The 22,737-nt window shown below is 66.7% G+C and carries 22 protein-coding genes and 1 pseudogene; 12 read left to right on the top strand and 11 right to left on the bottom strand.

What is annotated here, in order from left to right; translation table 11 throughout:
* The first annotated feature begins 258 nt into the window (after positions 1-258).
* The 10 genes and pseudogenes from CQW49_RS19720 to CQW49_RS19675 all read left to right on the top strand — a co-directional run bounded on the left by CQW49_RS19720 (position 259) and on the right by CQW49_RS19675 (position 8,351).
* Complete coding sequence (locus CQW49_RS19720) at positions 259-1,743, top strand: methyl-accepting chemotaxis protein (protein WP_003609618.1); 1,485 nt, start codon at positions 259-261, stop codon at positions 1,741-1,743.
* 2 nt (positions 1,744-1,745) lie between these two features.
* A complete protein-coding gene (locus tag CQW49_RS19715) occupies positions 1,746-2,216 on the top strand; it encodes a chemotaxis protein CheW (protein WP_003609620.1) in 471 nt (156 codons plus the stop codon).
* Positions 2,217-2,253: 37 nt separating this feature from the next.
* Positions 2,254-2,532, top strand: a complete 279-nt coding sequence (locus CQW49_RS19710; RefSeq protein WP_003609622.1) for an STAS domain-containing protein — start codon at positions 2,254-2,256, stop codon at positions 2,530-2,532.
* Positions 2,529-2,894, top strand: coding sequence for a response regulator (locus tag CQW49_RS19705; RefSeq protein WP_003609624.1), 366 nt, complete (start codon positions 2,529-2,531; stop codon positions 2,892-2,894). Before CQW49_RS19710 ends, CQW49_RS19705 begins: the two co-directional genes overlap by 4 nt.
* A gap of 42 nt (positions 2,895-2,936) precedes the next feature.
* A pseudogene (locus CQW49_RS19700) lies at positions 2,937-5,107 on the top strand (chemotaxis protein CheA).
* Between the two features lie 5 nt (positions 5,108-5,112).
* A complete protein-coding gene (locus CQW49_RS19695) occupies positions 5,113-5,997 on the top strand; it encodes a CheR family methyltransferase (protein WP_003609628.1) in 885 nt (294 codons plus the stop codon).
* Entirely contained in the window at positions 5,997-7,025 is a 1,029-nt protein-coding gene (locus CQW49_RS19690; protein WP_003609631.1) for a protein-glutamate methylesterase/protein-glutamine glutaminase, read from the top strand. Before CQW49_RS19695 ends, CQW49_RS19690 begins: the two co-directional genes overlap by 1 nt.
* 11 nt (positions 7,026-7,036) lie before the next feature.
* Entirely contained in the window at positions 7,037-7,426 is a 390-nt protein-coding gene (locus CQW49_RS19685; protein ID WP_003609632.1) for a response regulator, read from the top strand.
* Positions 7,423-7,971, top strand: coding sequence for a chemotaxis protein CheD (locus CQW49_RS19680; protein ID WP_003609634.1), 549 nt, complete (start codon positions 7,423-7,425; stop codon positions 7,969-7,971). Before CQW49_RS19685 ends, CQW49_RS19680 begins: the two co-directional genes overlap by 4 nt.
* Positions 7,971-8,351, top strand: coding sequence for a hypothetical protein (locus CQW49_RS19675; RefSeq protein ID WP_003609636.1), 381 nt, complete (start codon positions 7,971-7,973; stop codon positions 8,349-8,351). The genes CQW49_RS19680 and CQW49_RS19675 overlap by 1 nt, the downstream gene beginning before the upstream one ends.
* A 128-nt stretch (positions 8,352-8,479) precedes the next feature.
* On the opposite strand, the gene CQW49_RS19670 is transcribed toward CQW49_RS19675, so the two are convergent.
* The 9 genes from CQW49_RS19670 to CQW49_RS19630 form a co-directional block, all read right to left on the bottom strand.
* A complete protein-coding gene (locus tag CQW49_RS19670; protein WP_003609639.1) occupies positions 8,480-8,857 on the bottom strand; it encodes a hypothetical protein in 378 nt (125 codons plus the stop codon).
* A 127-nt stretch (positions 8,858-8,984) separates the two neighbouring features.
* On the bottom strand, positions 8,985-9,347 hold the full coding sequence (locus CQW49_RS19665; RefSeq protein WP_003609641.1) for a hypothetical protein: 363 nt from the start codon (positions 9,345-9,347) through the stop codon (positions 8,985-8,987).
* A gap of 120 nt (positions 9,348-9,467) precedes the next feature.
* Positions 9,468-10,937 (bottom strand): methyl-accepting chemotaxis protein, encoded by a 1,470-nt coding sequence (locus CQW49_RS19660; protein WP_003609643.1) that lies wholly within the window; start codon positions 10,935-10,937, stop codon positions 9,468-9,470.
* A gap of 257 nt (positions 10,938-11,194) precedes the next feature.
* Positions 11,195-12,613 (bottom strand): GGDEF domain-containing protein, encoded by a 1,419-nt coding sequence (locus CQW49_RS19655; RefSeq protein WP_157926093.1) that lies wholly within the window; start codon positions 12,611-12,613, stop codon positions 11,195-11,197.
* A 191-nt stretch (positions 12,614-12,804) separates the two neighbouring features.
* Positions 12,805-13,398 carry a DsbE family thiol:disulfide interchange protein gene (locus tag CQW49_RS19650; RefSeq protein WP_003609646.1) on the bottom strand — a complete coding sequence of 198 codons (594 nt, stop codon included), beginning with the start codon at positions 13,396-13,398 and terminating at the stop codon, positions 12,805-12,807.
* A complete protein-coding gene (gene ccmD / locus CQW49_RS19645; RefSeq protein WP_003609647.1) occupies positions 13,395-13,556 on the bottom strand; it encodes a heme exporter protein CcmD in 162 nt (53 codons plus the stop codon). The genes CQW49_RS19650 and ccmD overlap by 4 nt, the downstream gene beginning before the upstream one ends.
* Entirely contained in the window at positions 13,553-14,320 is a 768-nt protein-coding gene (locus tag CQW49_RS19640) for a heme ABC transporter permease (RefSeq protein WP_024749468.1), read from the bottom strand. Before CQW49_RS19640 ends, ccmD begins: the two co-directional genes overlap by 4 nt.
* Positions 14,321-14,385: 65 nt before the next feature.
* Positions 14,386-15,720 carry a S41 family peptidase gene (locus CQW49_RS19635; RefSeq protein WP_003609649.1) on the bottom strand — a complete coding sequence of 445 codons (1,335 nt, stop codon included), beginning with the start codon at positions 15,718-15,720 and terminating at the stop codon, positions 14,386-14,388.
* Entirely contained in the window at positions 15,717-17,105 is a 1,389-nt protein-coding gene (locus tag CQW49_RS19630; RefSeq protein WP_065083603.1) for a murein hydrolase activator EnvC family protein, read from the bottom strand. The genes CQW49_RS19635 and CQW49_RS19630 overlap by 4 nt, the downstream gene beginning before the upstream one ends.
* A 210-nt stretch (positions 17,106-17,315) precedes the next feature.
* Between CQW49_RS19630 and CQW49_RS19625 the strand changes: the two genes are divergently transcribed.
* The gene (locus CQW49_RS19625; protein WP_003616184.1) at positions 17,316-18,662 is read left to right on the top strand and encodes an IS1380 family transposase; all 1,347 of its coding nucleotides are present in this window, start codon (positions 17,316-17,318) and stop codon (positions 18,660-18,662) included.
* Positions 18,663-18,991: 329 nt separating this feature from the next.
* On the opposite strand, the gene acpA is transcribed toward CQW49_RS19625, so the two are convergent.
* Both acpA and CQW49_RS19610 read right to left on the bottom strand, forming a co-directional pair.
* Positions 18,992-20,647, bottom strand: a complete 1,656-nt coding sequence (acpA, locus tag CQW49_RS19620; RefSeq protein ID WP_003609651.1) for an acid phosphatase — start codon at positions 20,645-20,647, stop codon at positions 18,992-18,994.
* A 280-nt stretch (positions 20,648-20,927) separates the two neighbouring features.
* The gene (locus CQW49_RS19610; RefSeq protein ID WP_003609652.1) at positions 20,928-21,959 is read right to left on the bottom strand and encodes an OmpA family protein; all 1,032 of its coding nucleotides are present in this window, start codon (positions 21,957-21,959) and stop codon (positions 20,928-20,930) included.
* 87 nt (positions 21,960-22,046) lie between these two features.
* On the opposite strand from CQW49_RS19610, the gene CQW49_RS19605 reads away from it, so the two are divergent.
* Positions 22,047-22,718, top strand: a complete 672-nt coding sequence (locus CQW49_RS19605) for a cupin domain-containing protein (RefSeq protein WP_003609653.1) — start codon at positions 22,047-22,049, stop codon at positions 22,716-22,718.
* The last annotated feature ends 19 nt before the right edge of the window (positions 22,719-22,737 follow it).

Raw genomic sequence — 22,737 nt, 5'->3', positions numbered from 1 at the left:
CGTCGGTCGAGTTGATCGCCGCGTAACCATCGCCGCGCTCAAAAGCATGATGCTGCTCTCGCCGAGCCGGCTCGCTGGCATGTTCCATCGGAACGCACTCGACCACACCACTCTTTTCGACAGGCGTTGCGACGCGCTCCGCACGGAAGCGCATCGCGGACGATGAAGGCTCGCATCCTCTTCATCGCGTGTCGCGACGGATGCGGCTAGGGCGCGAAGACGCTACGCCCGATGTGCAACCGGTAAGCGAGGGAAGCGATGAAATTCGGCATGAAGCTCGTTCCGCCCCTCGTCGGCGTCGCCGCCGCTCCGTTGCTGGTCGTCGCGCCGGCGCTCATGAGCGGCGAGGCGGCGTTTCATCCGCTGTGGACAGGGCTCGGGGTCGCGGCGCTCGCCGTCTCCAGCGCCGCGCTCGCGCATGTCCTGGTCACCGGCGTGCTGCGCCCTTGCGCGACGCTGCGGCAATCGATCGAGCGGCTGCGCAGCGGCGATCTCGATACGGCGCCGACAGGCGCGTCGGGAGTGAACGAGCTCGCCGCAATCCGCGAGGCGCTGGAGCTCCTGCGCATGTCGATGCGTGACGACCTGCGCCGACGCGCCGCCGATCAGGCCGCCGAGCAGCGCGCCACCGCCGAGCGCCGCGCCACGCGCGACGCCGAGTCGCGCAGCTATGTGGAAGCCCATGAATTCTTCATGCGCAGCTTCGTCGACGCGCTCGACACGCTGTCGCGCGGCGATCTCAGCCACCGGCTCACCGACGCCTTCTCTCCCGACTACGAGAAGCTGCGCCACAGCTACAATGCGACGATCGAAAAGCTGCGCGCCGCGTTCGGCGACATGATCGGGCACATCCATGGTCTGAGCTCGAAGACCAGCGAGATCGCCTCCGCCGCCGACGCGCTGGCGCAGCGGACCGAGCAGCAGGCGGCGAGCCTCGCGGAGACCACTTCGGCGCTCGCGCAGATCTCCACGACTGTCTACAAGACCTCCGAGGGGGCGCAGCACGCCGCCCGCGTCGTTTCGGAAGCGCGCTCGGACGCAGAGAAGAGCAGCGAGATCGTGCGGCGCGCCATCGATGCGATGGGACGCATCCAGGGCTCCTCGCACGAGATCGGCCAGATCATCGGCGTCATCGACGAGATTGCGTTCCAGACCAATCTTCTCGCGCTCAACGCCGGCGTCGAGGCGGCGCGCGCAGGCGAAGCGGGACGAGGCTTCGCGGTCGTCGCATCGGAAGTGCGGGCGCTGGCGCAGAGATCCGCAGAAGCGGCGAAGGAGATCAAAGGTCTGATCTCCACCTCCTCGGGGCAGGTCGAGGAAGGCGTGACGCTGGTCGCGCAGACCGGCACCGCGCTCGGCCGCATCGTCGGCCAGGTGAGCGAAGCCAACACGGCGGTCGCCGAGATCGCCGACGGCGCACAGGCGCAGGCGACCGGGCTGCGCGAGGTCAACGCCGCCGTCGCGCAAATGGATCAATTCACGCAGCAGAACGCGGCCATGGTGGAAGAGACCACCGCCTCGAGCCACGGGCTCAAATACGATATCGAGCGGCTCGCCGACTCTATCGCGACATTCGATCTCGGCGATACGGGAAATGTCGAAACTCTCGCATCCCGCCGCAGCGCCGAGGCGCCGCGCGCCGCGCCGCGCGCGGCGCGCAGCCAACGGCCCGCGGCGCGCGGCTCCGCCGTCGCGGCGCAGGCGCAAGAGGCGGCGCCAGAGCAGAACTGGGAGGAATTTTGATCATGGCGGACACGTTTTCCCCGAGCGCGACCACGCACGCGAAGGAATTCATCGCCTTTCACATCGGTGCGCAGACCTTCTGCATCGACATAATGGCGGTGCGCGAGATCCGCGGCTGGACGCCGGCGACGCCGTTGCCGCATTCGCCGAGCTTCGTGCGCGGCGTCATCAATCTGCGCGGCGCCGTGCTGCCGGTGATCGATCTCGCGACGCGACTCGGTCTCATGCAGAGCGAGCCGACCGCGCGACATGCCGTGATCGTCGTGCAGTCCGCGAACCAGGTTGTCGGACTTCTCGTCGACGCGGTGTCGAACATTCTGACGCTCACCCCCGACGCCATTCAGCCGACGCCGGAAGTCGCATCGGAGATGGCCCGCACCTTCGTGAAGGGCGTCGTCGCTTCGGGAGATTCGATGATCAGCGTGCTGACCATCCACAATCTCCTGCCTGAACCTATCATGGACGCGGCTTGAAGCGCATGACGCGCGACGCTTCGAAGAGGACCGATCGATGATCACCATGCGGCTTGCCGACATATTGGACATTCGCGCCGCCTCTCCCCTCGCCGGCGAGCTCATCAATGCGCGCGGTCAAAATGTGACGATCGACGCATCGAATGTGCAGAAGCTCGGCGCCCAATGTGTTCAGGTTCTGCTCTCCGCGCGCTCGACATGGACAACGGACGGCTATTCGCTCGTCGTCGCCGACGCTTCCGAGTCATTCCTCGACGCGCTTTCGACTCTCGGAATAACGATCTCCGACATCTCGGAACAGGAACTATCGAAATGAGCAAGACTATCCTCACAGTGGATGATTCGCGGACGATGCGGGAGATGCTCCTGCTCGCGCTCTCGGACGCCGGCTTCTCCGTCGTGCAGGCGGAAGACGGCGTGCATGGTCTCGAGGTGCTCGAGACCGAGACGCCGGATGTGATCGTCACCGACATCAACATGCCGCGCATGGACGGCTTCGGCTTCATCGAGGGCGTGCGGCGCCACCAGAAGCATCGCGCGGTTCCGATCCTCGTGCTGACGACCGAGAGCGACGGCGACAAGAAGGATCGAGCCCGCCGCGCCGGCGCCACCGGCTGGATCGTCAAGCCATTCAATCCAGTCAAGCTCGTGGACGCGATTCGCCGCGTCGCCGTGTAAATCTCGTTCGAGTGACGTCAAGGAGTAGCGCCCGTGGACCCGATGGCCTCCATCAAGCAGACGTTCTTTCAGGAATGCGAGGAGCAGCTGGTCGAGCTCGAAAGCGGGCTGCTGAAGATCGAAGCCGGAGAATGCGACGCCGAGACCGTCAACGCCGTGTTTCGCGCCGTTCACTCGATCAAGGGCGGGGCGGGCGCGTTCGGTTTCGAGCAGCTCGTCGAGTTCGTCCATGTGTTCGAGACGACGCTGGATCTCCTGCGCTCCAACAAGATCACCGCGACGCCCTCGCTGACCAAGACTCTTCTGCGGGCCTCCGACGTCCTCTCCGATCTCGTTCGCGCCGCCCGCGAGGACAGTGTGGCGGACGCTCATGCGGCGAGGACCATAGCGGCCGAACTCAGCGCGCTGCACGGTGACGCGCCGGCCGGCGGGCACGAGGAAGAAGAGGGACTTGAGTCGCTCGAGTTCCAGCCCGTGGCGATCTCGCTCGATTCGATCTTCGATATCGGCGGCGACGACGCCGGGCCTGCGATGCAGGACTTCATCATTCGCTTCCGTCCGGGTCCAGGTCTCTACGCCAAGGCGAACGAGACCGTGCGCCTCCTGCGCGAGCTCGCGCGGCTTGGCGAGACCACGGTCGAATGCGACACGCATGACGTTCCGCTGCTCTCCGAGCTCGATCCGGAGGGGCCTATCTCAGCTGGACAATTCGTCTCACGACCAGCGAGCCGGAAGCGCGCGTGCGCGAGATCTTCGAATTCGTCGAATGGGATTGCGAGCTCGACGTCTCCGCCGCCGATGTCGGCAAGCTGCTGGAGGCGTTTCAAGAGGCTCTGGAGCCGATCGAAGCTCCGGCTCCCGCCGTCGGCGAGACGATCGCGCCGCGGATCGAAGCCGCAGCGCCCGCCCCGGCTCCGGCGCCGATCGCCGCCCCGTCCGAGGATGAGCACGGCCATCCCTCTCCCGCCAAGCCGGAGGCGCAGCGCAGCGACGGAGCCGCCGCCGCGCAGACGACCATTCGCGTCGATCTCGATCGCGTCGACCGGCTCATCAATCTCGTCGGCGAGCTGGTCATCAATCAGGCGATGCTGTCGCAGCGCGTGTCGGAAGCCGGGCTCTCGCGCGCCTCTTCCGTCGCGATCGGCCTCGACGAGCTCGAGCAGCTGACGCGCGACATTCAAGACAGCGTGATGGCGATCCGCGCGCAGCCGGTGAAACCGGTGTTCCAGCGCATGTCGCGCACTGTGCGCGAGGTCGCGGCGATGACGGGAAAATCCGTGCGCCTCGTCATGGACGGCGAAGGCACGGAGGTCGACAAGACCGTCATCGAGCGCCTGACCGATCCGCTCACCCATATGATCCGCAACGCCGTCGATCACGGCGTCGAGAAGCCGGAGGATCGCATCGCCGCCGGCAAGCCGGAGGAAGGCTCGCTGCGCCTCTCCGCGACGCATCGCTCCGGCCGCATCGTCATCGAGGTGGCGGATGACGGCGCCGGCATCAATCGCGCGCGCGTGCGCCAGATCGCCGTCGACAAGGGGCTCATTCCCGCGGAAGCCAATCTGACCGATGAGGAGATCGACAATCTGATCTTCCTGCCCGGCTTCTCGACCGCCTCGACCGTGTCGAACATCTCCGGACGCGGCGTCGGCATGGATGTCGTCAAGCGCGCCATTCAGGCGCTCGGCGGACGCATGTCGATCTCCTCCGTGCCCGGCCGCGGCTCCACCTTCTCGATGAGCCTGCCGCTGACGCTCGCCGTGCTCGACGGAATGGTGGTGACGGTCGGCGGGCAGACGTTGGTGGTGCCGCTGACCGCGATCATCGAGACGCTGCAGCCCAAGAAGGAGAGCGTGCACGAGCTCGGCAATGGCGCGCGCGTCATCGCCAGCCGCGCCGCCTTCACGCCGCTGATCGATGTCGGCATGGTGCTCATGTATCGCTATGAGCCGATCGATCCGACCTCGCAGGTCGCTCTGCTGGTCGAGTCGGAAAGCGGCGCCAAATGCGCGCTGCTCGTCGACGCCATCCAGGGGCAACGCCAGGTGGTGATCAAGAGCCTCGAGACCAATTACGGCCATGTCCACGGCATCGCCGCGGCGACCATCCTCGGCGACGGACGCGTCGCGCTCATCCTCGATGTGGACGCCATTATCGGGCGTCCACGCGCAGATTTGATCACGATGGATGCGATGACCTTGGCGGCGGAGTGATGTCGATGCGATCGTCGACCGCGCCCGCGGGCAGAGCCATGGTGCCCGGTGAGTTCCTGCTCACGGAGTCCGATTTCCACAAGATTGCCTCTCTGCTGCACGAGGACGCAGGCATTCATCTGCCCGACACCAAGGCGACGCTCGTCTACTCGCGGCTCGCCAAGCGGCTGCGCACGCTCGGACTCGAGAATTTCCGCGACTATTGCGCGCTGATCGCGAGCGAGGCCGGCGTCGGCGAGCGTCAGCAGATGCTGGCGGCGCTGACCACCAATGTGACGCGCTTCTTTCGCGAACCGCATCACTTCAAGCATCTCGAGGAGCAGGTGCTGGCGCCGCGCGCGGCGGCTGTGCGCAAGGGAGGACGGCTGCGCATCTGGTCCGCCGCCTGCTCCAACGGCCAGGAGCCCTATTCGATCGCCATGTCGGTGCTCTCCGTCATTCCGGAGGCGACGCGCCTCGACGTGAAGATTCTGGCGACCGACATCGATCCCAACATGGTCGCGGCCGGCGCCGACGGCGTCTATGGCCCTGAGATCATGGAGGCGGTGCCGCCGCGCATGAAGACGCGCTGGTTCACGCCGCTCTCGACCGACAATCGCGCCGATTGGGGAGTCGGCGAGGAACTCGCCTCGCTGGTTTCGTTTCGCGAGCTCAATCTCATCGGCCGCTGGCCGATGTCCGGTCGTTTCGACGCCATCTTCTGCCGCAACGTCGCGATCTATTTCGAGGACAAGACGCAGGAGACGCTCTGGAGCCGCTTCGTCGATCTGCTGGAGCCGGACGGACGCTTGTACATAGGCCATTCCGAAAGAATCTCCGGTGAAGCGGCCGCCGCTTTCGAGAGCGACGGCGTCACCACCTATCGTTTACGCAATCGAGGGCGTCGATAATGTCCATTCGTGTTCTCATCGTCGATGATTCCGCGACGATGCGCGGCCTGATCGCCGCCACTCTACGCCGCGACGCCGCGATCCAGGTGGTCGGCGAGGCCGCCGATCCGCTGCAGGCGCGTCAGGCGATCAAGGACCTCGACCCCGACGTCGTGACGCTCGACGTCGAGATGCCGAATATGAACGGCCTCGAATTTCTCGAGAAGATCATGCGGCTGCGGCCGACGCGCGTGATCATGGTCTCGACGATGACCGACAAGGGCGCGTCGGCGACCATCAAGGCGCTGGAGATCGGCGCCTTCGACTGCGTCGCCAAGCCTTCGCCGAAAGACCCGCGCACCTTCGAGGCGCTGCCCGCGAAGATCAAGGCCGTGGCCTCGGCGCCCTTGCCGCGCGGCGAGCCTGCGCGAGCGCAGCCGGCCGCGCAGCGTGCAACGCCGGCCTTCAAGCCCGATGGACGGCTCGTCGCCATCGGCGCCTCGACGGGCGGCGTCGAGGCGCTGCTGACGGTGCTCTCTGAATTTCCGGAAAATTGCCCGCCGACGGTGATCACCCAGCATATGCCGCCGGTGTTCACGGCGAGCTTCGCGGCGCGTCTCGACCGCATGTGCAAGCCGCGCGTGACCGAAGCCGTCGACGGCGCGCCGCTGCGTCCCGGCCATGTCTATGTCGCGCCGGGCGGACACACGCATCTGACAGTCGACAAGAGCGGCGGCCTGCATTGCCGCCTGACCACGGCCGACGCGGTCAATGGGCATCGGCCGTCGATCGACGTGCTGTTCAACTCCGTCGCCGAGGCCGCCGGAAAGCGCTCGCTCGGCGTCATTCTGACCGGCATGGGCCGCGACGGAGCGGAAGGATTGCTGACGATGCGCCGATCGGGTGCGGAAACGATCGGGCAGGACGAGGGAACCTCTCTCGTCTATGGCATGCCGAGAGCGGCCTACGAGATCGGCAGCGTCGGCAAGCAGCTCCCCCTGCACAGGATCGGAGCCCATATCGTGATTTCAACGAACCAACAAGGATGACGAGGTAGGACATGTCGATCGCCGCTCAGATCAGAGTCTTGATCGTGGACGACACCAGCACGAGCCGCATGCTCATACGCGACGGCCTCGAGGAGCTCGGCGTCCGCAACATCTTCTTCGCCGGCGACGGCGAGCAGGCGCTGCAGTTCATGATGAGCACGCCCGCCCATCTCGTCATCTCCGACTTCAACATGCCCAAGCTCGACGGCCTCGGCCTGCTGAAGGCTATTCGCGGTTATAATCCGACGAAGAAAGTGCCGTTCATCATGCTGACGGGACGCGGCGACAAGGAGGTTCTCGAGAACGCCATCAAGCTCGGCGTCAATAATTTCCTCACTAAGCCCTTCACCGTTCCCGCGCTGAAGAAGGCGTTGGAAGCGATTATCGGCAAGCTCGCATGAGCGCGCCGAGCGACGGCCGCAAGCGCATCCACATCATCCAGGGCGAGTATCGGGTCGTCGACGATCCCGACACGGTTCTCGCCACGGTGCTGGGCTCTTGCGTCGCCGCCTGCCTGCGGGACGCCGAAGCCGGCGTCGGCGGCATGAATCATTTTCTTCTCCCCGGCGACATGGGCGGCTTGCGCGGCGACGCCGAGCGCTATGGCGTGCATCTGATGGAGCTGCTGGTGAACGGCCTCTTGAAGAAAGGCGCGCGGCGCGATCGGCTCGAGGGTAAGCTGTTCGGCGGCGCGCGCATGATGGAGGGCCTCTCCGACATCGGCGCCAAGAACGCCGCCTTCGCGAAGCGCTTCCTTCAGAACGAAGGCATCCGCCTCGTCGCCGAGAATCTCGGCGGCGATCGCGGCCGCAGGATCGAATATTCTCCGGTCTCCGGCCGCGCGCGGCAAAGCCTTCTGTCGGGTCCGACGCCGATCGCGGCGCCGGTGGTTCCGCCCGCCGCGATGAGCCGACAGCCCGTCTCCGGCTCGCTGGAGTTGTTTTGATGATTGCCGCGCCTCAGACCGACCCCGACGACGCGCCACAGGCGATGACGGATATTCTCGGCCGCCTCGCGCGCGAATTGCGTGAAGCGGCTGCGAGCACGGATCGCCTTCATTGCCTCGTCGAGGGCGTCGGCTGGCACAATGTGAAGGAAAAGCACGAGCTCATCCGCTCGGCCCAGGCGATCGACTCGATCGAGCAGACCTTGTCGGCGCTCTCGGATTTCGTCGTCGCGCTCGCAGAGCTCGCGCCGCGCCAATGGGAGGTCGCGGGAGCCGCGGCCTCGCGCCACGTGCGTCTCGCCGAGCTCGCCGCCCGCCTCGCCGATCGTCCGCAGCCGCAAGGCGCGACGCCGGCCAGCGGCGACTCTGAATTTTTCTAGATTTGCTCCCCCGAGCGCGAGCCTGAAGGCACGCGGTCCGAGCCGCCCTCGATCGTCTGCCTTCGGGCTCGCTGTTCGGACCGAACGCAGACCGCTATCGAGCGAAGCGCGCCTTGCGACCCCCGCGCTCAATCCTCGCTATCGAGCAGGTCGCGCAATCTGTGGCTTTTGGCCCATTGCGCCGCGTCTTCAGCAGCGTCCTTGAACGCCTCGACCTCGACCGGCTCGCAGCCGCGCACGGCCGCCGTCTCCAACAGCGAAGCGGCGATCGACAGCAGCACGGTTGTCGCGGCCTTCAGAAAGGACGTTCCGTCGGCGCCGCGGCTTTCGGCCCCCGCCAGCAGCTGATTGACGATTGCGCGCACCTCGTCGTCGAGCGTTTCCAGGGCCTCGCGCAGCTCGGGCTCGCAGCTCTTGCAATCGGCGATCGTGAAGGGCTCCGCGCGCGCGGAGCCGCTCGTCGCCTCGCCTTCGCGCCTCGACGAGCCGGGATCGAAACTGGTCATGACGACCTCCTGTCGCTCGGCAGCGCTTGCATTGCTGGAAGATTACAGGAAAGTGTCTGTCGAATCAATCGCTGCCACAAGCAAGAGTTGTGCAACGCCGCGCCCAACGCCCGAGACGGCGTCGGCGTTACCGATAATCCGGCCCGCAATTCATTTCGATCATCTGCGCATTGACCGCGTGCAGCTCGCCTTTCAGCCGCGCCACCTCGGGTTTGCGATCCTTCTCGAAGATCGTTCCGAGCGGCGTCGGCACGCCCAGCGTGCGCATATTGTCGTCGGCGCTCAACTGATCCTGCGCCATTCCGGCGAAGATCAGCGCGCGCGAGCGGCGCGCCCGTTCGTGCGCGAGCTCCGAGCAGCTCTTGCCCATGAACATCACAGGATCGATCGGCGCGGGCGCGATCTCGTGCGCCGGGCGCGCGCAGGCCGAGAGCGCAGCGGCGAAGCCGAGCGTCAGGACCAAGCGTCGCCTGCGCGAAACTGCCGCCATGAGGAGATCTCCGAAGGAGCCGGCGCGCGCCGCGCCTAGGGCGCAGCCCTCGCGGACCGGCGCCCCGAACGAAGATCATGGATATCACGGCGTCTCTTGCGCCGGACTTGCGCATTGCACTCAAAACTCGATCCAATCGATGTCCGACGCGTCGCCTGCGTTCTTTTCCGCGGGAGGGAGCGGCGCCGGCGTCGCGACGCTCGCCACGCGCCCGCCGACGACGACGCTTCGCCGTCGTTCGGGTCGTATCGACGCGGGGCCGACGCGGGCGTCGATGCGAAAGCGCGACATCAATTCGATGAGCTCGGTCGTCTCCTCTCCCAGTCGATGATTTACGGCGGTCGTCTGCTCCGCCATCGCCGCATTCTGCTGGGTGAATTGGTCCATCTGGCCGACGGCGGCGTTGACCTCTGTGAGATTGGCGGCCTGCAGGCGGGCGCGATCGGCGATCTCGGCGACGACGTCATTGACCTTGGCGATCTGCTCGACGATCCGCGACAAGGCCGCGCCGGTTTCGCCGACGAGGGTGACGCCGCGCTCGATCTGCGCGTTGGAGGCCGAGATGAGATCCTCGATCTCCTTCGCCGCCTTGGCGCAACGACGCGCGAGATCGCGGATCTCCGCGGCGACGACGGCGAAGCCGCGTCCGGCGTCGCCGGCGCGCGCCGCCTCGACGCCGGCGTTGAGCGCGAGAAGATTGGTCTGAGTCGCGATCGAATCGATGACGCCGATGATCTGTCCGATCTTGCGCGAGGACCGATCGATATCGCCCATGGCCCCGATCGCATGCGAGACGATCACCCCGCTCTTCTCGGCGTCGCGGCTCGCGCCGGCGACGATCTTGCGCGCCTTCTCGGCGTCTTCCGCGGTGCGGCCGACGGTTCCGGTGATGTCGGCTAGCGATGCGGCGGTCTGCTCCAGATTGGCGGCGTGGCGCTCGGCGCGACGGGAGAGATCGTCGGCCGCGGCCACCGTCTCGCGCATGCCGGCGCCGAGCACCTGCGTGCTCTCGGCGACATCGGCGATCGCCTGCGACAATTGCTCGACCGCAGTGTTGAAATCGATCTGCAATCCGCGATAAGTGTATGGCACCGTCTCGGTGAGACGGCAGGTCAGATCTTTCTGCGCGATCTTCGACAGCCCGTCGCCGAGCAATTGCACGATGCGCGACTGCGCCGCGTTGGATTCCGCGATCATGCGCTCATCCGCCACATGATCGACGATGACCAGGCGCAAATTCTCACAGGCCTCGGCGAGCTCGGCGACGACATCCGCGCATGCGCCGATCTCGAGCCTGTGCTCGGTTTCGCCGCGCGCGAGATGCTGGACCGCCTCGGTCACCGCCGCGAGCGGAACGACCACCCGGCGCCACGTGCAGATCGAGGCGATTAGGCTCAGCGTGATGATCGCGGCCGCCAGCGCGAGGAGAAGGATTTGCCCATAGCCGCGCCAGGGCCCGAAAGCTCGAGCGTCGACCGCGAGGCTCCAGCCGACGACGGCCTGCAGCGCCGCGAAAGTCGCGATCGCGAAAAAAAGAATAGCCGAACGGGTTCGCAGGCTCGTCGGGAAAATCGAGGCGACGTCAGTCACTGTCGCGGCTCCGGGAAGCTCGAGCAAATGTTCGCGGCCTAGCCGCGATGGTGAGCAAGGGACGAGGATGCGCGTCGCCGCGTCGAGCCCCTCGGTCGAAGCTCGCTGGGAGAGATGGAATACGTCCGGATCGACCGGCGCAGCGAAAAGGCCTCATGCCGTCGGGACACACGTCCTGATTTCGCCGTGCGACATCAATGGCGCGCCCAGCGTTAAGGGCGAGTAAATCCGGCGCGGGACATGGGACCGGCGACCTCTCAAGCCGCCTCCCCGTCGGCCGCTATGGCGGCGGCGACGACTCTGTCGCGCCCGGCGGCTTTCGCCTGATAGAGCGCCTCGTCCGCGCGCGCGAGCGCGGCCTCTATGGCGGCTTCTCCGGCGAGCACAGCGGAGACGCCGATGCTGACCGTCAACCGCAGCGCCGACCCGGCCGAGGGCGTGCGGATCTGCATCGCCCCCTCGCGCAGCCGATGGCCGACCGCGACCGCGCCCTGCTCATCCGTCTCCGGCAGCAGCGCGACGAACTCCTCGCCGCCATAGCGTGCGACGAGATCCTCGGCCCGCAACATGCGCGCGCAGAGACCGGCGAATTCGGCGAGCACGGCGTCGCCGACCGCATGGCCATGCTCGTCGTTCACGCGCTTGAAGTGATCGAGATCGACCATCAGCACCGACAGTGGACGCCGATAGCGGGCCGCACGGCGAATTTCCGCGTCGGCGCGCGCAAAAAAATGCGAGCGATTGGCGACCCCCGTCAGCGCGTCGGTCGTCGCCAGCCGGTGCAGCCGCGCCTCCACCGCCTTGCGCTCGGAAATGTCGACGCCGCAGATCACCACGCCCGAGACGCCGCCGTCCTCGATCGGCGCGGCGGAGATCAGAAGATCGCGCCTCACCCCGTCCGGCGCGCCGACGCTCGCCTCGAAGCCGCTCACCCGCCGCTCCGTCTCCAGCAGACGCCGAAACTGCGCCCGATCGGCCGTCTCCATGTGAAGATCGGAGAGGTTCATGCGCTCGAGCACGGCCTCGCCCCCGAAACAGTCGAGAGCCGCCTGATTGGCGCGCAGCACGCGGCCGTCCGCGAGATCGCCGACGATCAGCGGCGCCGGAAGCGCGGCGAACACCGCCTCCAGCATCTTCTGACTGTCGGCGAGGCGGCTGCGCGCGAGCCGCTCCGAGCCAATCGCCGACCATTCCATGCGGCGCAGGCGATTCGAATTGGTCACCACCAGCATCAGGGCCGAGTTCAGCATGATCATCGCCAGAGCCATGCCGAGCGCCGTCTCCGATCCGCCGGGAAGCGTGTAGCCGAGCAGCATCACGGCGCTGCAGCCGACGCCGCCCATCGCGGTCCACACAAAGGCCGTCGGCACGACGAGATAATAGATCGACGGCAGCATGATCACGACGAACAGCGCAATATCGCTGCGCGAGGTGACGAGCGCTCCCACGCCGAGCGCGGTCAAGGCCTGCCAGCAGATGAGCCAGCGCTCGAGCGTCTCGAACCGAACGCAACGACGCGAGCCGAAATACGCGACGATCGCGACGAGGATGACGGCGCAGCGCGCGGGAACGGCCACATAAAAATGCGGCGTGCCGAAAAAGCGCCAGTCGCTGGCGAGAAACAGCGTGTTCAGCGCGATGGAGAGCAGAAACAGCAGACGCGCCTGGCGCGCCATCTCGGGAAAGCGCTCGTCCCGGAATGCGCGTTCGACGGCGGGGTCGCCGAATTCTCCCGAGAAAGCCGTGAGCCGAGCGGGTATGAACATCCTGAACACATGGCTGTAAATCGCCGAGCGCTCTACTGCTCAAAGCCGAGCTGCGCCGGCAGTCGACGTCGAAACAAGTGACGCCGGGACCATGACGAGGGTCAGCGAGCCGCTTTTTCGATCTCGGGCATGAGTGTGGCCTCCATCGCCTGCCGCGTCAATGGCCCGACGAACTTAAAGGCGATGGTTCCGTCGCCGCGGACCACGAAAGTCTCGGGCACGCCATAGACGCCGAAATCGATCGCCACGCGCCCGGCGAGATCGACGCCGATCGCGCCATAGGGGTTGCCGACATCCTCGAGAAAGCGGCGCGAGTTGGAAGGATCGTCCTTATAGGCGAGGCCGGCGAGCGCGACGCCCGCCTGAGCGAGCCGCGCGTCCCCGGCGAGCGCCATCAGCTGCGCATGCTCCTCGCGACAAGGCGCGCACCAGGAGGCGAAGACATTGACGACGCTCACGCGCCCCTTGCGCAGATCCTCGCCGGAAAGGCCGCCGACGCCGGGAAAGCCCGCCAGCGCCGGCAGAGCGAAGGCCGGCGCCTGCTTGCCGATGAGCGCCGAGGGCAGGCGCGACGCGTCGCCGGCGAAGAGACGGAAAAAGAACAGCACCGCGAGCAGCAGAAAGACGGCGAGCGGCAGGAACAGCGCGAGGCCGCGCCGCGGCGCCGGCCCGGAGCCGGATAGATCGACGCTCATCCCGCCACGTCCTCCTCATGCGCGCCGTCGCGCTCGAGACGGGCCAGCGTCGCGGCGAGGCGTCGATGATCGAGCCAGATGCGCAGAGCGACGACGAGCACAGTCGCCGCCGTCACCGCATAAGCGATGACGACATAGCCCCAATGATCCTCGCTCATCGCGCCGGCTCCAGCGCGTCTGCAGGCGCGCGCTCATCCGCGGCGACCGCCTGTGCGGTGAGCCGCGCCACGCGCCGGCGCAGGATCTCGTTGCGAATGGCCGTCAGATGCAGAAGCAGGAACAATGTCGTCGCGCCGAGCGCCATGATCAGCAGCGGCCACAACATGGCGGCGGCGATGGTCGGCCCGCCGGCGCGCAGCACCGAGGCCGGCTGATGCAGCGTATTCCACCAGTCGACCGAATATTTGATGATCGGAATATCGACGAATCCGACCAGCGTCATGATCGCCGCGATGCGCGCGCCGCGCGGAGAATCCTCCATCGTCTGGCGCAGAGCGATGAGGCCGAGATAGAGCAGGAACAGCACCAGCATCGAGGTGAGGCGTGCGTCCCACACCCAATAGGTCCCCCACATCGGCTTGCCCCACAGCGATCCCGTCACCAGGCAGATGAAGGCGAAGGCCGCGCCGAGCGGCGCCGCGGTCTTCTGCGCGGCGTCGGCCAGCGGATGGCGCCAGACGAGAACGCCGAGCGAGGCCGAGGTCATCACCGCATAGGCGAACATTGCGAGCCAGGCCGCCGGCACATGGATATACATGATGCGGACGGTCTCGCCCTGCTGGTAATCGGGCGGCGCGACGAAGAAGGCGAGATAGAGTCCGGCGCCGAGCAGAATCGAGCTCACGCCGCCGAGCCAGGGAAGCACGGCGCGCGTCAGCCGCAGGAAGACGGCTGGATTTGCGAGAGAGGTCAGCCAATTCATAGCGGGACGCGGCCGGGCGGCGGAGAATGCGCGCCGCGGCCCGCCGAGGCCGCGGCGCGTGCGAATCAATTCGCGGCTTTGGGCTTGGCCGGCTCCGCCGCGCTCTGCGGCTTGAAGCGGCCGTGCAGAATATCCATGGCGGCGATCAGCTGCTTGTCCTTCAGCGGATCCGGCGGGACATAGGCCTGGGAGCCGGTCTTCTCGTCGTCGCCATTCTTCAGATGGCCCTTGAGCGAGGCCTCGCCCTTGGTGTCGTCCTTGCCCTTCAGCTCGTCCGGCACATCCTGCAGAATGCTGATGTCCGGCTCGATGCCCTTGGCCTGGATCGAGCGGCCGGCGGGCGTGTAATAGCGCGCGGTGGTGAGACGCAGCGCGCCATTGCTGCCGCCGAGCGGGATGATCGTCTGCACCGAGCCCTTGCCGAACGAGCGCGTGCCGAGGATGGTTGCGCGCTTATGGTCCTGCAGCGCGCCGGCGACGATCTCCGACGCCGAGGCGGAGCCGCCATTGATCAGCACGATCACCGGCTTGCCCTTGGAGATGTCGCTCGAGGCGCGGGCGTTGTAGCGCTGCGTCTCGTCGGCGGTGCGGCCGCGCGTCGAGACGATCTCGCCATGGTCGATGAAGCTGTTGACCACCTGGATCGACTGGTCGAGCAGGCCGCCCGGATTGTTGCGCAGATCGACGATGAAGCCCTTGAGCTTGTCGCCGGGCATGTCGTGCTGGAACTTCTGCATCGCCGTGCGCAGCCCGTCCGACGTCTCCTCGTTGAACTGGGAGATGCGGATATAGCCGACGTCCTCGCCTTCCTTGTGCGAGCGCACCGATTTGATGTGGATCTCGGCGCGCACCAGCTTCACCTCGACCTTGTCGCGATCCTTGCCGCGCAACAGGGTGAGCTTGACCGGCGTGTTGATCTGGCCGCGCATCTTGTCGACGGCCTGATTGAGCGTGAGGCCCTGCACATTCTCGTCGTCGATGGCGAAAATGAGATCGCCGGACATCACGCCGGCGCGCGAGGCGGGCGTGTCGTCGATCGGCGACACCACCTTCACGAGGCCGTCCTCCTGGGTGACCTCTATGCCGAGGCCGCCGAACTTCCCCTCGGTCTGCGTCCGCATGTCCTTGAAGCCCTTGGCGTCGAGGTAGCTCGAATGCGGATCGAGCGAGGTGAGCATGCCGTTGATCGCCGATTCGACGAGCTTCTGCTCGTCCGGCTTCTCGACATAATCGGCGCGGACCTTGTCGAACACATCGCCGAACAGGCTCAGGTTCTTATAGGTGTCGGCGGCCGCGGCGAGCGCCGTCGACCCCAGAGCCATGCGCGCCTGTTGCCCCAGAGTGGCGAATCCCGCTCCGATGACGATACCCGTTATGATCAATGAGGCTCTGCGCATCATCCGCCAACCTTCTGAATCTCCGGCTTCGCCCACCATGGGCCCGGATCGATGGACGCTCCGTCCTTGCGAAACTCGACATAGAGAATGGGCTGTTTCGCGCCGATAGCAATGGCCGCCGCCGTCCTCACGGCGCCTCCGCCCATATTCGCCACCGGCTCGCCCGCCAGCACGAACTGACCTACAGTTACGGAAATCTTGTCCATCCCGGCCAGGGTGACATAATAGCCGCCGCCGGCGCTGATGATCAAGAGTTGCCCATAGCTCCGATAGGGACCGGCGAAAATCACCCAGCCGTCGCAGGGCGAGGCGACCACGGCCTGGTCCCGCACAGCCAGGGACACGCCCTTCTCGGTTCCGCCGGCGCCGTCCGCCGCGCCGAAGCGTTTCACCACCGCCCCCGCCGCCGGCAATGGCAGCCGGCCCTTCAGATCGGCGAAGCCGACCGCCGGCGCGAGCCGCGCCACATCCTTGAACGGCGCCGCCAGCGCCTTGGCGCGGCTCTCCCTGGAGGCGGCGGCCTCGGCCGCCTCGCGCGCGGCGTCCGCCTGCCGAACCGCCTCGGCGGCGCGCCGCGCCGCGTCGACCTCGCCTTCCATGCGGGCGATCAGCTCCTTGAGGCTCGTCGCCTTGGCCGCCAGCGATTTTGCCCGCTCGGCTTCGAAATCCAGCGCGCTCTGCGCCAGCATCAGCGCCTTCTGCCGCGCCTCGACCAGAGCCGCGAGCCGCACGCGCTGCTCTTTCAGCGCGGCGACCTCCACGGCGAGGCTCGCCTTCTCGGTCTCGACGCGCGCGCGTAAGGCGACGAGCTCGCCGAGATCGGTCTTCAGCGTGTCGATCTCGCCGCGCATCTGCGGCAGCACCGAGCCGAGCAGCATCGCCGCGCGAATGCCCTCGAGAATATCCTCGGGCCGCGCCAGCAGCGCCGGCGGCGGGCGGCGATCCATCCGTTGCAGGACGAGCAGCACCTCGCCGATCAGCTCGCGCCGTCCGGCCAGCGACTTGACCAGCGCCTCCTCCTTGCGCTGCGACGATTCGAGCCGGCCGGCGACCTCGTCGGCGCGCTTCTCCAGCTCCTCGATCTTGCCGGCGGCGTCGATCAGCGCCTCTGCGAGACGGGCGCGATCGGCGCGCAGCGATTGGATTTCGGTCTCGATCTTGCGCCGCTGCTCGGCCGAGACGCCGAGATTGTCCTCGACGCCGCGCAGCTCCATGCGCCGGCCGGAGAGCTCGGATGGCTCCTCCTGCTTGTCCGTGTCGGCGACCGCGGCGGTTTGCGGCGCGAGCGGGGTCGCGGCGACGGAGCCGCGCAAATGCTCGGCGCCGGCGGGGCTCGCCATATGGACGAGCATGAGGACGGCGGCGACGCCGTCCGCCCGATAAGCCATCCCCCGCGCGTGGAACCGCATCGACGCCTATCGCCCTTCGACCGTCGCAAGGGCGACATAATGGCGCGCGATTGCGAACAAAGCCTAACCCGTCTTATTCATGAAGGCGCTGTTGGAAGGGTGGCGAGCGTAGCATAGATCACTGAAACGGCGTAGGATTTGGTTGTTGACACCAACCCTTTCCCGCTGCACCGGCCTGCCACGCCCGCCATGACAGACGATACGTTCCCCGCCTTCTCGTTTCCAGCCGTCCAGGGCAAGAAAATCACAGCCGCTTTCGACGGCGGCCGCATCTCCTCGGACGGCGGCGTCATGCTGCTCGCCATGGCGGAGCGCCGGCTCGGCGTCGCCGAACGGCTGGCGCGCTGCTTTCCCGATCGCCGCGATCCTGCGCGCATCACCCACACGCTCGCCGATATGATCCGCGCCCGCATCTTCGCGATCGGCTGCGGCTATGAGGACGCCGACGATCTCGATTTTCTGCGCTCCGATCCGGCGTTCAAGCTCGCCTGCGGGCGCCTGCCCGACACGGGCCGCGATCTCGCTTCGCAGCCGACGCTGTCGCGGCTCGAGAACGCGCCGGCCCTGCGCGACGTGATCCGCCTGACCTATGCGCTCGTCGACCAATGGATGGCCTCCTACGAGAAGCCGCCATCTTCGGTCACACTCGACATCGACGACACCTGCGACATCGCGCATGGCCATCAGCAATTGTCGTTGTTCAACGCCCATTATGACGAGCGCTGCTTTCTGCCGATCCATGTCTATGACACCGAGCAGAGCCGTCCCGTCGTTATGATCCTGCGCCCGGGCAAGACGCCGTCCGGCGTCGAGGTGAGAGCGCATCTGCGCCGGCTCGTGCGGCATATCCGCAAGTCTTGGCCGACGACGGGCATCCTGTTTCGCGGCGACGGGCATTATGCGCGGCCCGAGGCGATGGCCTGGTGCGAGGATCACGGCGTCGATTACGTCTTCGGCCTTCCCGGAACCAAGCCGCTGTCCAAGAAGGTCGAGGAGACGGCGGACGCCGTCCGCGTCGAGCGCGCCCTCGACGACAAGGACGTCGTGCGAGGCTATGCCGAGACGCGTCACCGGGCCAAGTCCTGGGACAGAGAGCGCCGCGCGATCGCCCGCATCGAGGCGACGCGGCTCGGCCTCGACATTCGCTTCATCGTCACCAATCGCGCGCATGGCGCGCCGCAATGGCTCTATGAGAGTCTCTACTGCGCGCGCGGACAGGCGGAGAATCTCATCAAGCTGCACAAGACGCAGCTTTGCTCCGATCGAACCTCGTGTCGTTCGGCGCTCGCCAATCAGGTGCGCCTCGTCCTGCACACCGCCGCCTATTGGCTGATGCTCGGCGTGCGCGACGCGATCCCGCGCCCGCGCGACCTCGCCAAAGCCGAGTTCTCGACTCTGCGCCTGCGATTGCTGAAGATCGCCGCGCGCGTGATCGAGACCGCGAGCCGCGTGCGCCTCGCCTTCGCCGCCGCCTGCCCCGAGGCCGATCTCTTCTGCTCCATGCCGGCGGCGCTGCTCATGCCCGCAGGACCATGATCGACGGGGCGGCGCGCCCCCTCTCGTCTCTCCCATTCCTCCCAACGCGTTCCCGAAAGTGCGATCCTCGAAGCGGTGAAAAAGCCGAACGCCCCCGCGCGGCCCGCGAGCCGAACGGCCCGACGATGCAAAAAATCGGACCGTCACGAATAAGAGGGGCTAAACACTCCGGGAGTAGGCCGCGCCGACCTCTCTCGGCGAAAATCTGGTCCATTTTGCGGCGGCCCGAGACGGTCCGATCGCCGCGGCGAGAGAACTGGCCTTCGAACCAAATCGCCCCGCGAGCGTCGAGCGCGCGGGGCGAAACGGTCTGACGGGTAGAAGAAAGATCAGCGACCGATCTTCAGAGCTTTCACGAGCGCCGAGACGCGGCTGTCGCGAAGCGCGAGAGAGGGAAGCCCGAAGCGCATCTCGATCAGGCGCAGAATCGAAGTCGTGTCGTAATCTGCGTGATCGACGCCCGATGCGGTGAACTTCTTCGAGATCAGCACCGCCGGAATGCGCGTGCCGGGGCCCCATCCGTCATGCACGCCGGCGCGGCTCTGGCCCGGAGGCGGAACATGGTCCCACTGGCCGCCGAATTCGTCATAGGTGACGATGATCAGCGTGTCGTCGGCGTTGGGCCCGTCCAGCACCGCATCGATCAGATGCGCGACGTGCATGCTGCCGTCTCGCTCATCGGTGTAGCCGGGATGCTCGTTCTCCGCGCCGAGCGGCTTGATGAAGCTCACCGGCTTCAGCACGCCGCGTCTGGCCGCCGTGTAGAACTCCGCCTCGTCGCGCAGATGAAGCTTGCGCTCCAGCCGGCCCGGCGCGTAGGTGGCGAAATAGTTGAACGGCTGGTGATGGAACTGGAACAGCTTGTCCGGGCAATAGGGGAAAGTCGCGTTCGGAAGAGCATTGGCGTCGCTGCAGTTGGGACCCGCGCCATTGGTCCAGCCGGCGCCGTTCTTAATGCCCGCGGCGTTGGACCAACCGCCGGAATACCACGCCCAATCCACTCCCTGCGCCGTGAGAAGATCGCCGATCGTCGCATGGGCGAGCGGAGGAAGGCGCTTCGCCGGACTCGAGCTCGGGCTGTAGGGCTGATAGGACGGCTGGATGGTGTTGATCGCGTAGTTGCCGCAAACGACCGAGGCCGGGGTCGCGGGACGGCCGGCCGGCGGCTTGCAAGACGCGGTCAGAGCATTGTCGATCGCGCTCGAGCCCAGAGGGCTGGCGTAGAGCGGCGTCGACGTCGGCATGCCGTTCTCGTCGACCACGGAGTGCAGATCATTGGCTCCGCCATCATTCACCGCATTGTAGAAGGACGGCGTCTTGGCCGCGATCAGCCATTGATGGTTGAGGAAGGAGCCGCCGAACGCCGCCTGGAAAAAGTGATCGGCGATCACGTAGTTCGGAGCGGTCGGAAGGTGCAGATATTTGTAGAGCGGCAGCTTCGTCGAGTCGAAATAGCCCATCGACAGGCCGGCTGCGTCGCTGCCGGTCACATAACGATCCTGCTTGCCGCCGTGAATTTGATACTGCTCGCTGTAATAGCGGTGCATCAGATCGCGCGTGCAGCCTCCCGGGAGTCCCGATCCTTTCAGAACGCCATTCGGGCAGGTCGTATCCGTCGTCGCGATGAAGGAGTCGATCTTGAACGGCGCATTTTCGAAATGGCTCTCGAAGCTCGCGCCCGTCGTATCCGTGCAGGTCGTCGCGAGAGGCGACGGCGAGGTGAGATTGGCGTCGTTCTGCAGCAGGCAGGAATAGGAAGTCGTGCCGTCGGAGCGAACCTGCTTGGTGTGCGCCTCGTCGGCGGCGGGAAGTCCCTCCACCGGCGTGCCGCCGACGCTTCCCCACAGACCGAACAGATTGTCGAAGCTGTGATTTTCCTGATAGATCACGACGATGTGATTGAAGTCCGAGACGCTGGCGGCGAAGGCCGCTGGCGTTGATAAGGCGGCGCTCGTCAACGCCAGTATCGAAAGAGTCCGTTTCATGATGTCCTCCCCAGCACCTTTGCGAAGCGACGCTAGCTCAGCCGTTTATCGGCGCTGCGACACTTACGTGTCGAAAGCTTGACAGCAGAAACCGCGCGCGGAGCGAGCTCCGCCGCGTTCAAGGTCGAGGCGATCGGAAATTTTTATCGCGGGCGGGCTCGCTCTCGTTCACGCTGGCGGCGCGGGCCGAGCGGCGCCGGGATCGACTCGGCGCCGGAGACCGATTTTCGATCGAACGGAATCGTTCGATCAATCTGATTTCGCCGGATCGGATGATGCTCTAGCCGCGCGGCCCGATCACGATCTCGACGCCCTGCGGCGCCTCGGCGTTCTCGGGCGAGCTCGTAGCGGACAGCCTGCCGCGCTCGACTCCCATTCGCGCGAGATACTCCGTCACTCGCTCGGCGCGCGCATTTCCCGCCTCGCCGTAGGCGCGCACCTCGACCCTGGCGGCGGGGCACCGCTGCAGCAAGGACGAGATCTTCTCGAGCGCGCCGCTCGACATCCGCCGAATTCCAGCATTGCGGGTGAATCGGATCGGATATTCGGTGAGGATCGTCGCCACCGCCCTCTGGCAGGAGACGGCGTCGAGAATGCCGGAGGAAGTCGCCGCCGACTCCGCGCCGCGCTGACCATTCGGCCCCGGATCGAGCGAAACGCTCGTCTCGGGCCCGGCCTGTCGAAGCGCAGCCGAGGGCTGTTTCTTCGCTTCGGCCGGAGCTGGCGCTGGATCCGTGGCGGACGGCTCGGCCGTGGCGACGCGCGGGGCCTCCGACACCGGGGCCTCGACCACAACGAGCCGTCGAACGCCGGCAATCTGGGCGATCTTGCGCTCCGCCTCGGCGGCGCTCGCGTCGCGCGTCAACAGGAGGTCCCGCCCCTCGACCACGATCCGCGCCGGGTCGCCGCCGAACGTCTCGATAGCGGCGACGGCCCGGCGCGCCAGCTCGGCCTCGAGCGAGCGGCCGCCGACGACATTGGCGCCGACGACGATCAACGCGAGCGGGAGGAGGCCGACGGCCCAGCCCTCGTGCTCGCGCAGCGAGCGACCGCCGGCCAGCGCGCCGAGCGCCGCGCCGACGAGAAAGGCCAGGAAAAGGGCGAGGCCGGTCTCGAGCCACAGTCCGGCCCGGCCGGACAAGAGATGGAGAGCGGCGACGGGCAGTCCGGCGAGGACGGCGAGGCCGAACCAAGCGAGCCAGCCGGCCAGCGCGCCGCGCTCCGGCGCGCGCGCCAGCAGCAGGGCGGTCGCCGCGCCAATGGCGAGCGCCGCCATCCACCAGACCCAAAAATGCGTGACGAGAAAAATCATATCGCTCTCACCGAGGGCGCGCATGGACGGCGAGATTGCGTCACGGCCCGATCTTTGGCAAGGCTCGCGGACCTCTGAGGACACCACATGCGCACGCCCCTCTTCCTCGTCGCCATTCTCCTCGGCGCCTCGCCCGCGCGGGCCGAGGCTCCGCCGGTCGCGCGCGCGCCGTTTCACATTCCCGTCTTCAGCAATGACGCGATCACTTTGCTCGACGTGCCGATTCCGGCCGGCCGGGAGGCGGGCTGGCATCGCCATTCGCGCGACTTCGTGTTCGTCGTCGTGCGCGACAGCGATCTCCTGCTGCAGAATTGGGGCGAGTCCGAGACGACGCGCACGCATTGGCCGCGCGGCATGGCCGCCTTCAACGCCTTCTCGAAAAAACCCCTCGTGCATCGTGGGCAGAATATCGGCCCCGAGCCGCTCCACTTCGTCGGCTTCGAATTTCTGCAGGAAGCACCGCAGGGTCGAGCGACCTCCGCGCGTCCGCCTGCCTATCGCGAGATCATCGACAATGAGCGCCTGCGCGGCTGGCGGCTGATCCTGAAGCCGGGAGAATCGGCGCCGGGCTTCGCGCAAACAGCGCCGATGGCGCGCATCGTCGTCGAGGGCGGGCTGCTGATGGAGACATGGGAGAGCGGCGATCAGGCGATGGCGCTCGCGCCGGGCGCCTTTCAGTGGCGAGAGGCCGGCGCCGCGCCCGCGCTACGCAACGCAGGCGAGACGACGATCGAGGTCGTCGAGATCGAGACGAAGTGAAGGGAGCCCGACGCTTCGA

This window comes from Methylosinus trichosporium OB3b, from assembly GCF_002752655.1.
Lineage (GTDB): Bacteria > Pseudomonadota > Alphaproteobacteria > Rhizobiales > Beijerinckiaceae > Methylosinus > Methylosinus trichosporium.
The sequence above is the reverse complement of the archived record's forward strand: the minus strand, read 5'-3'. Positions and strand labels throughout refer to the sequence as shown.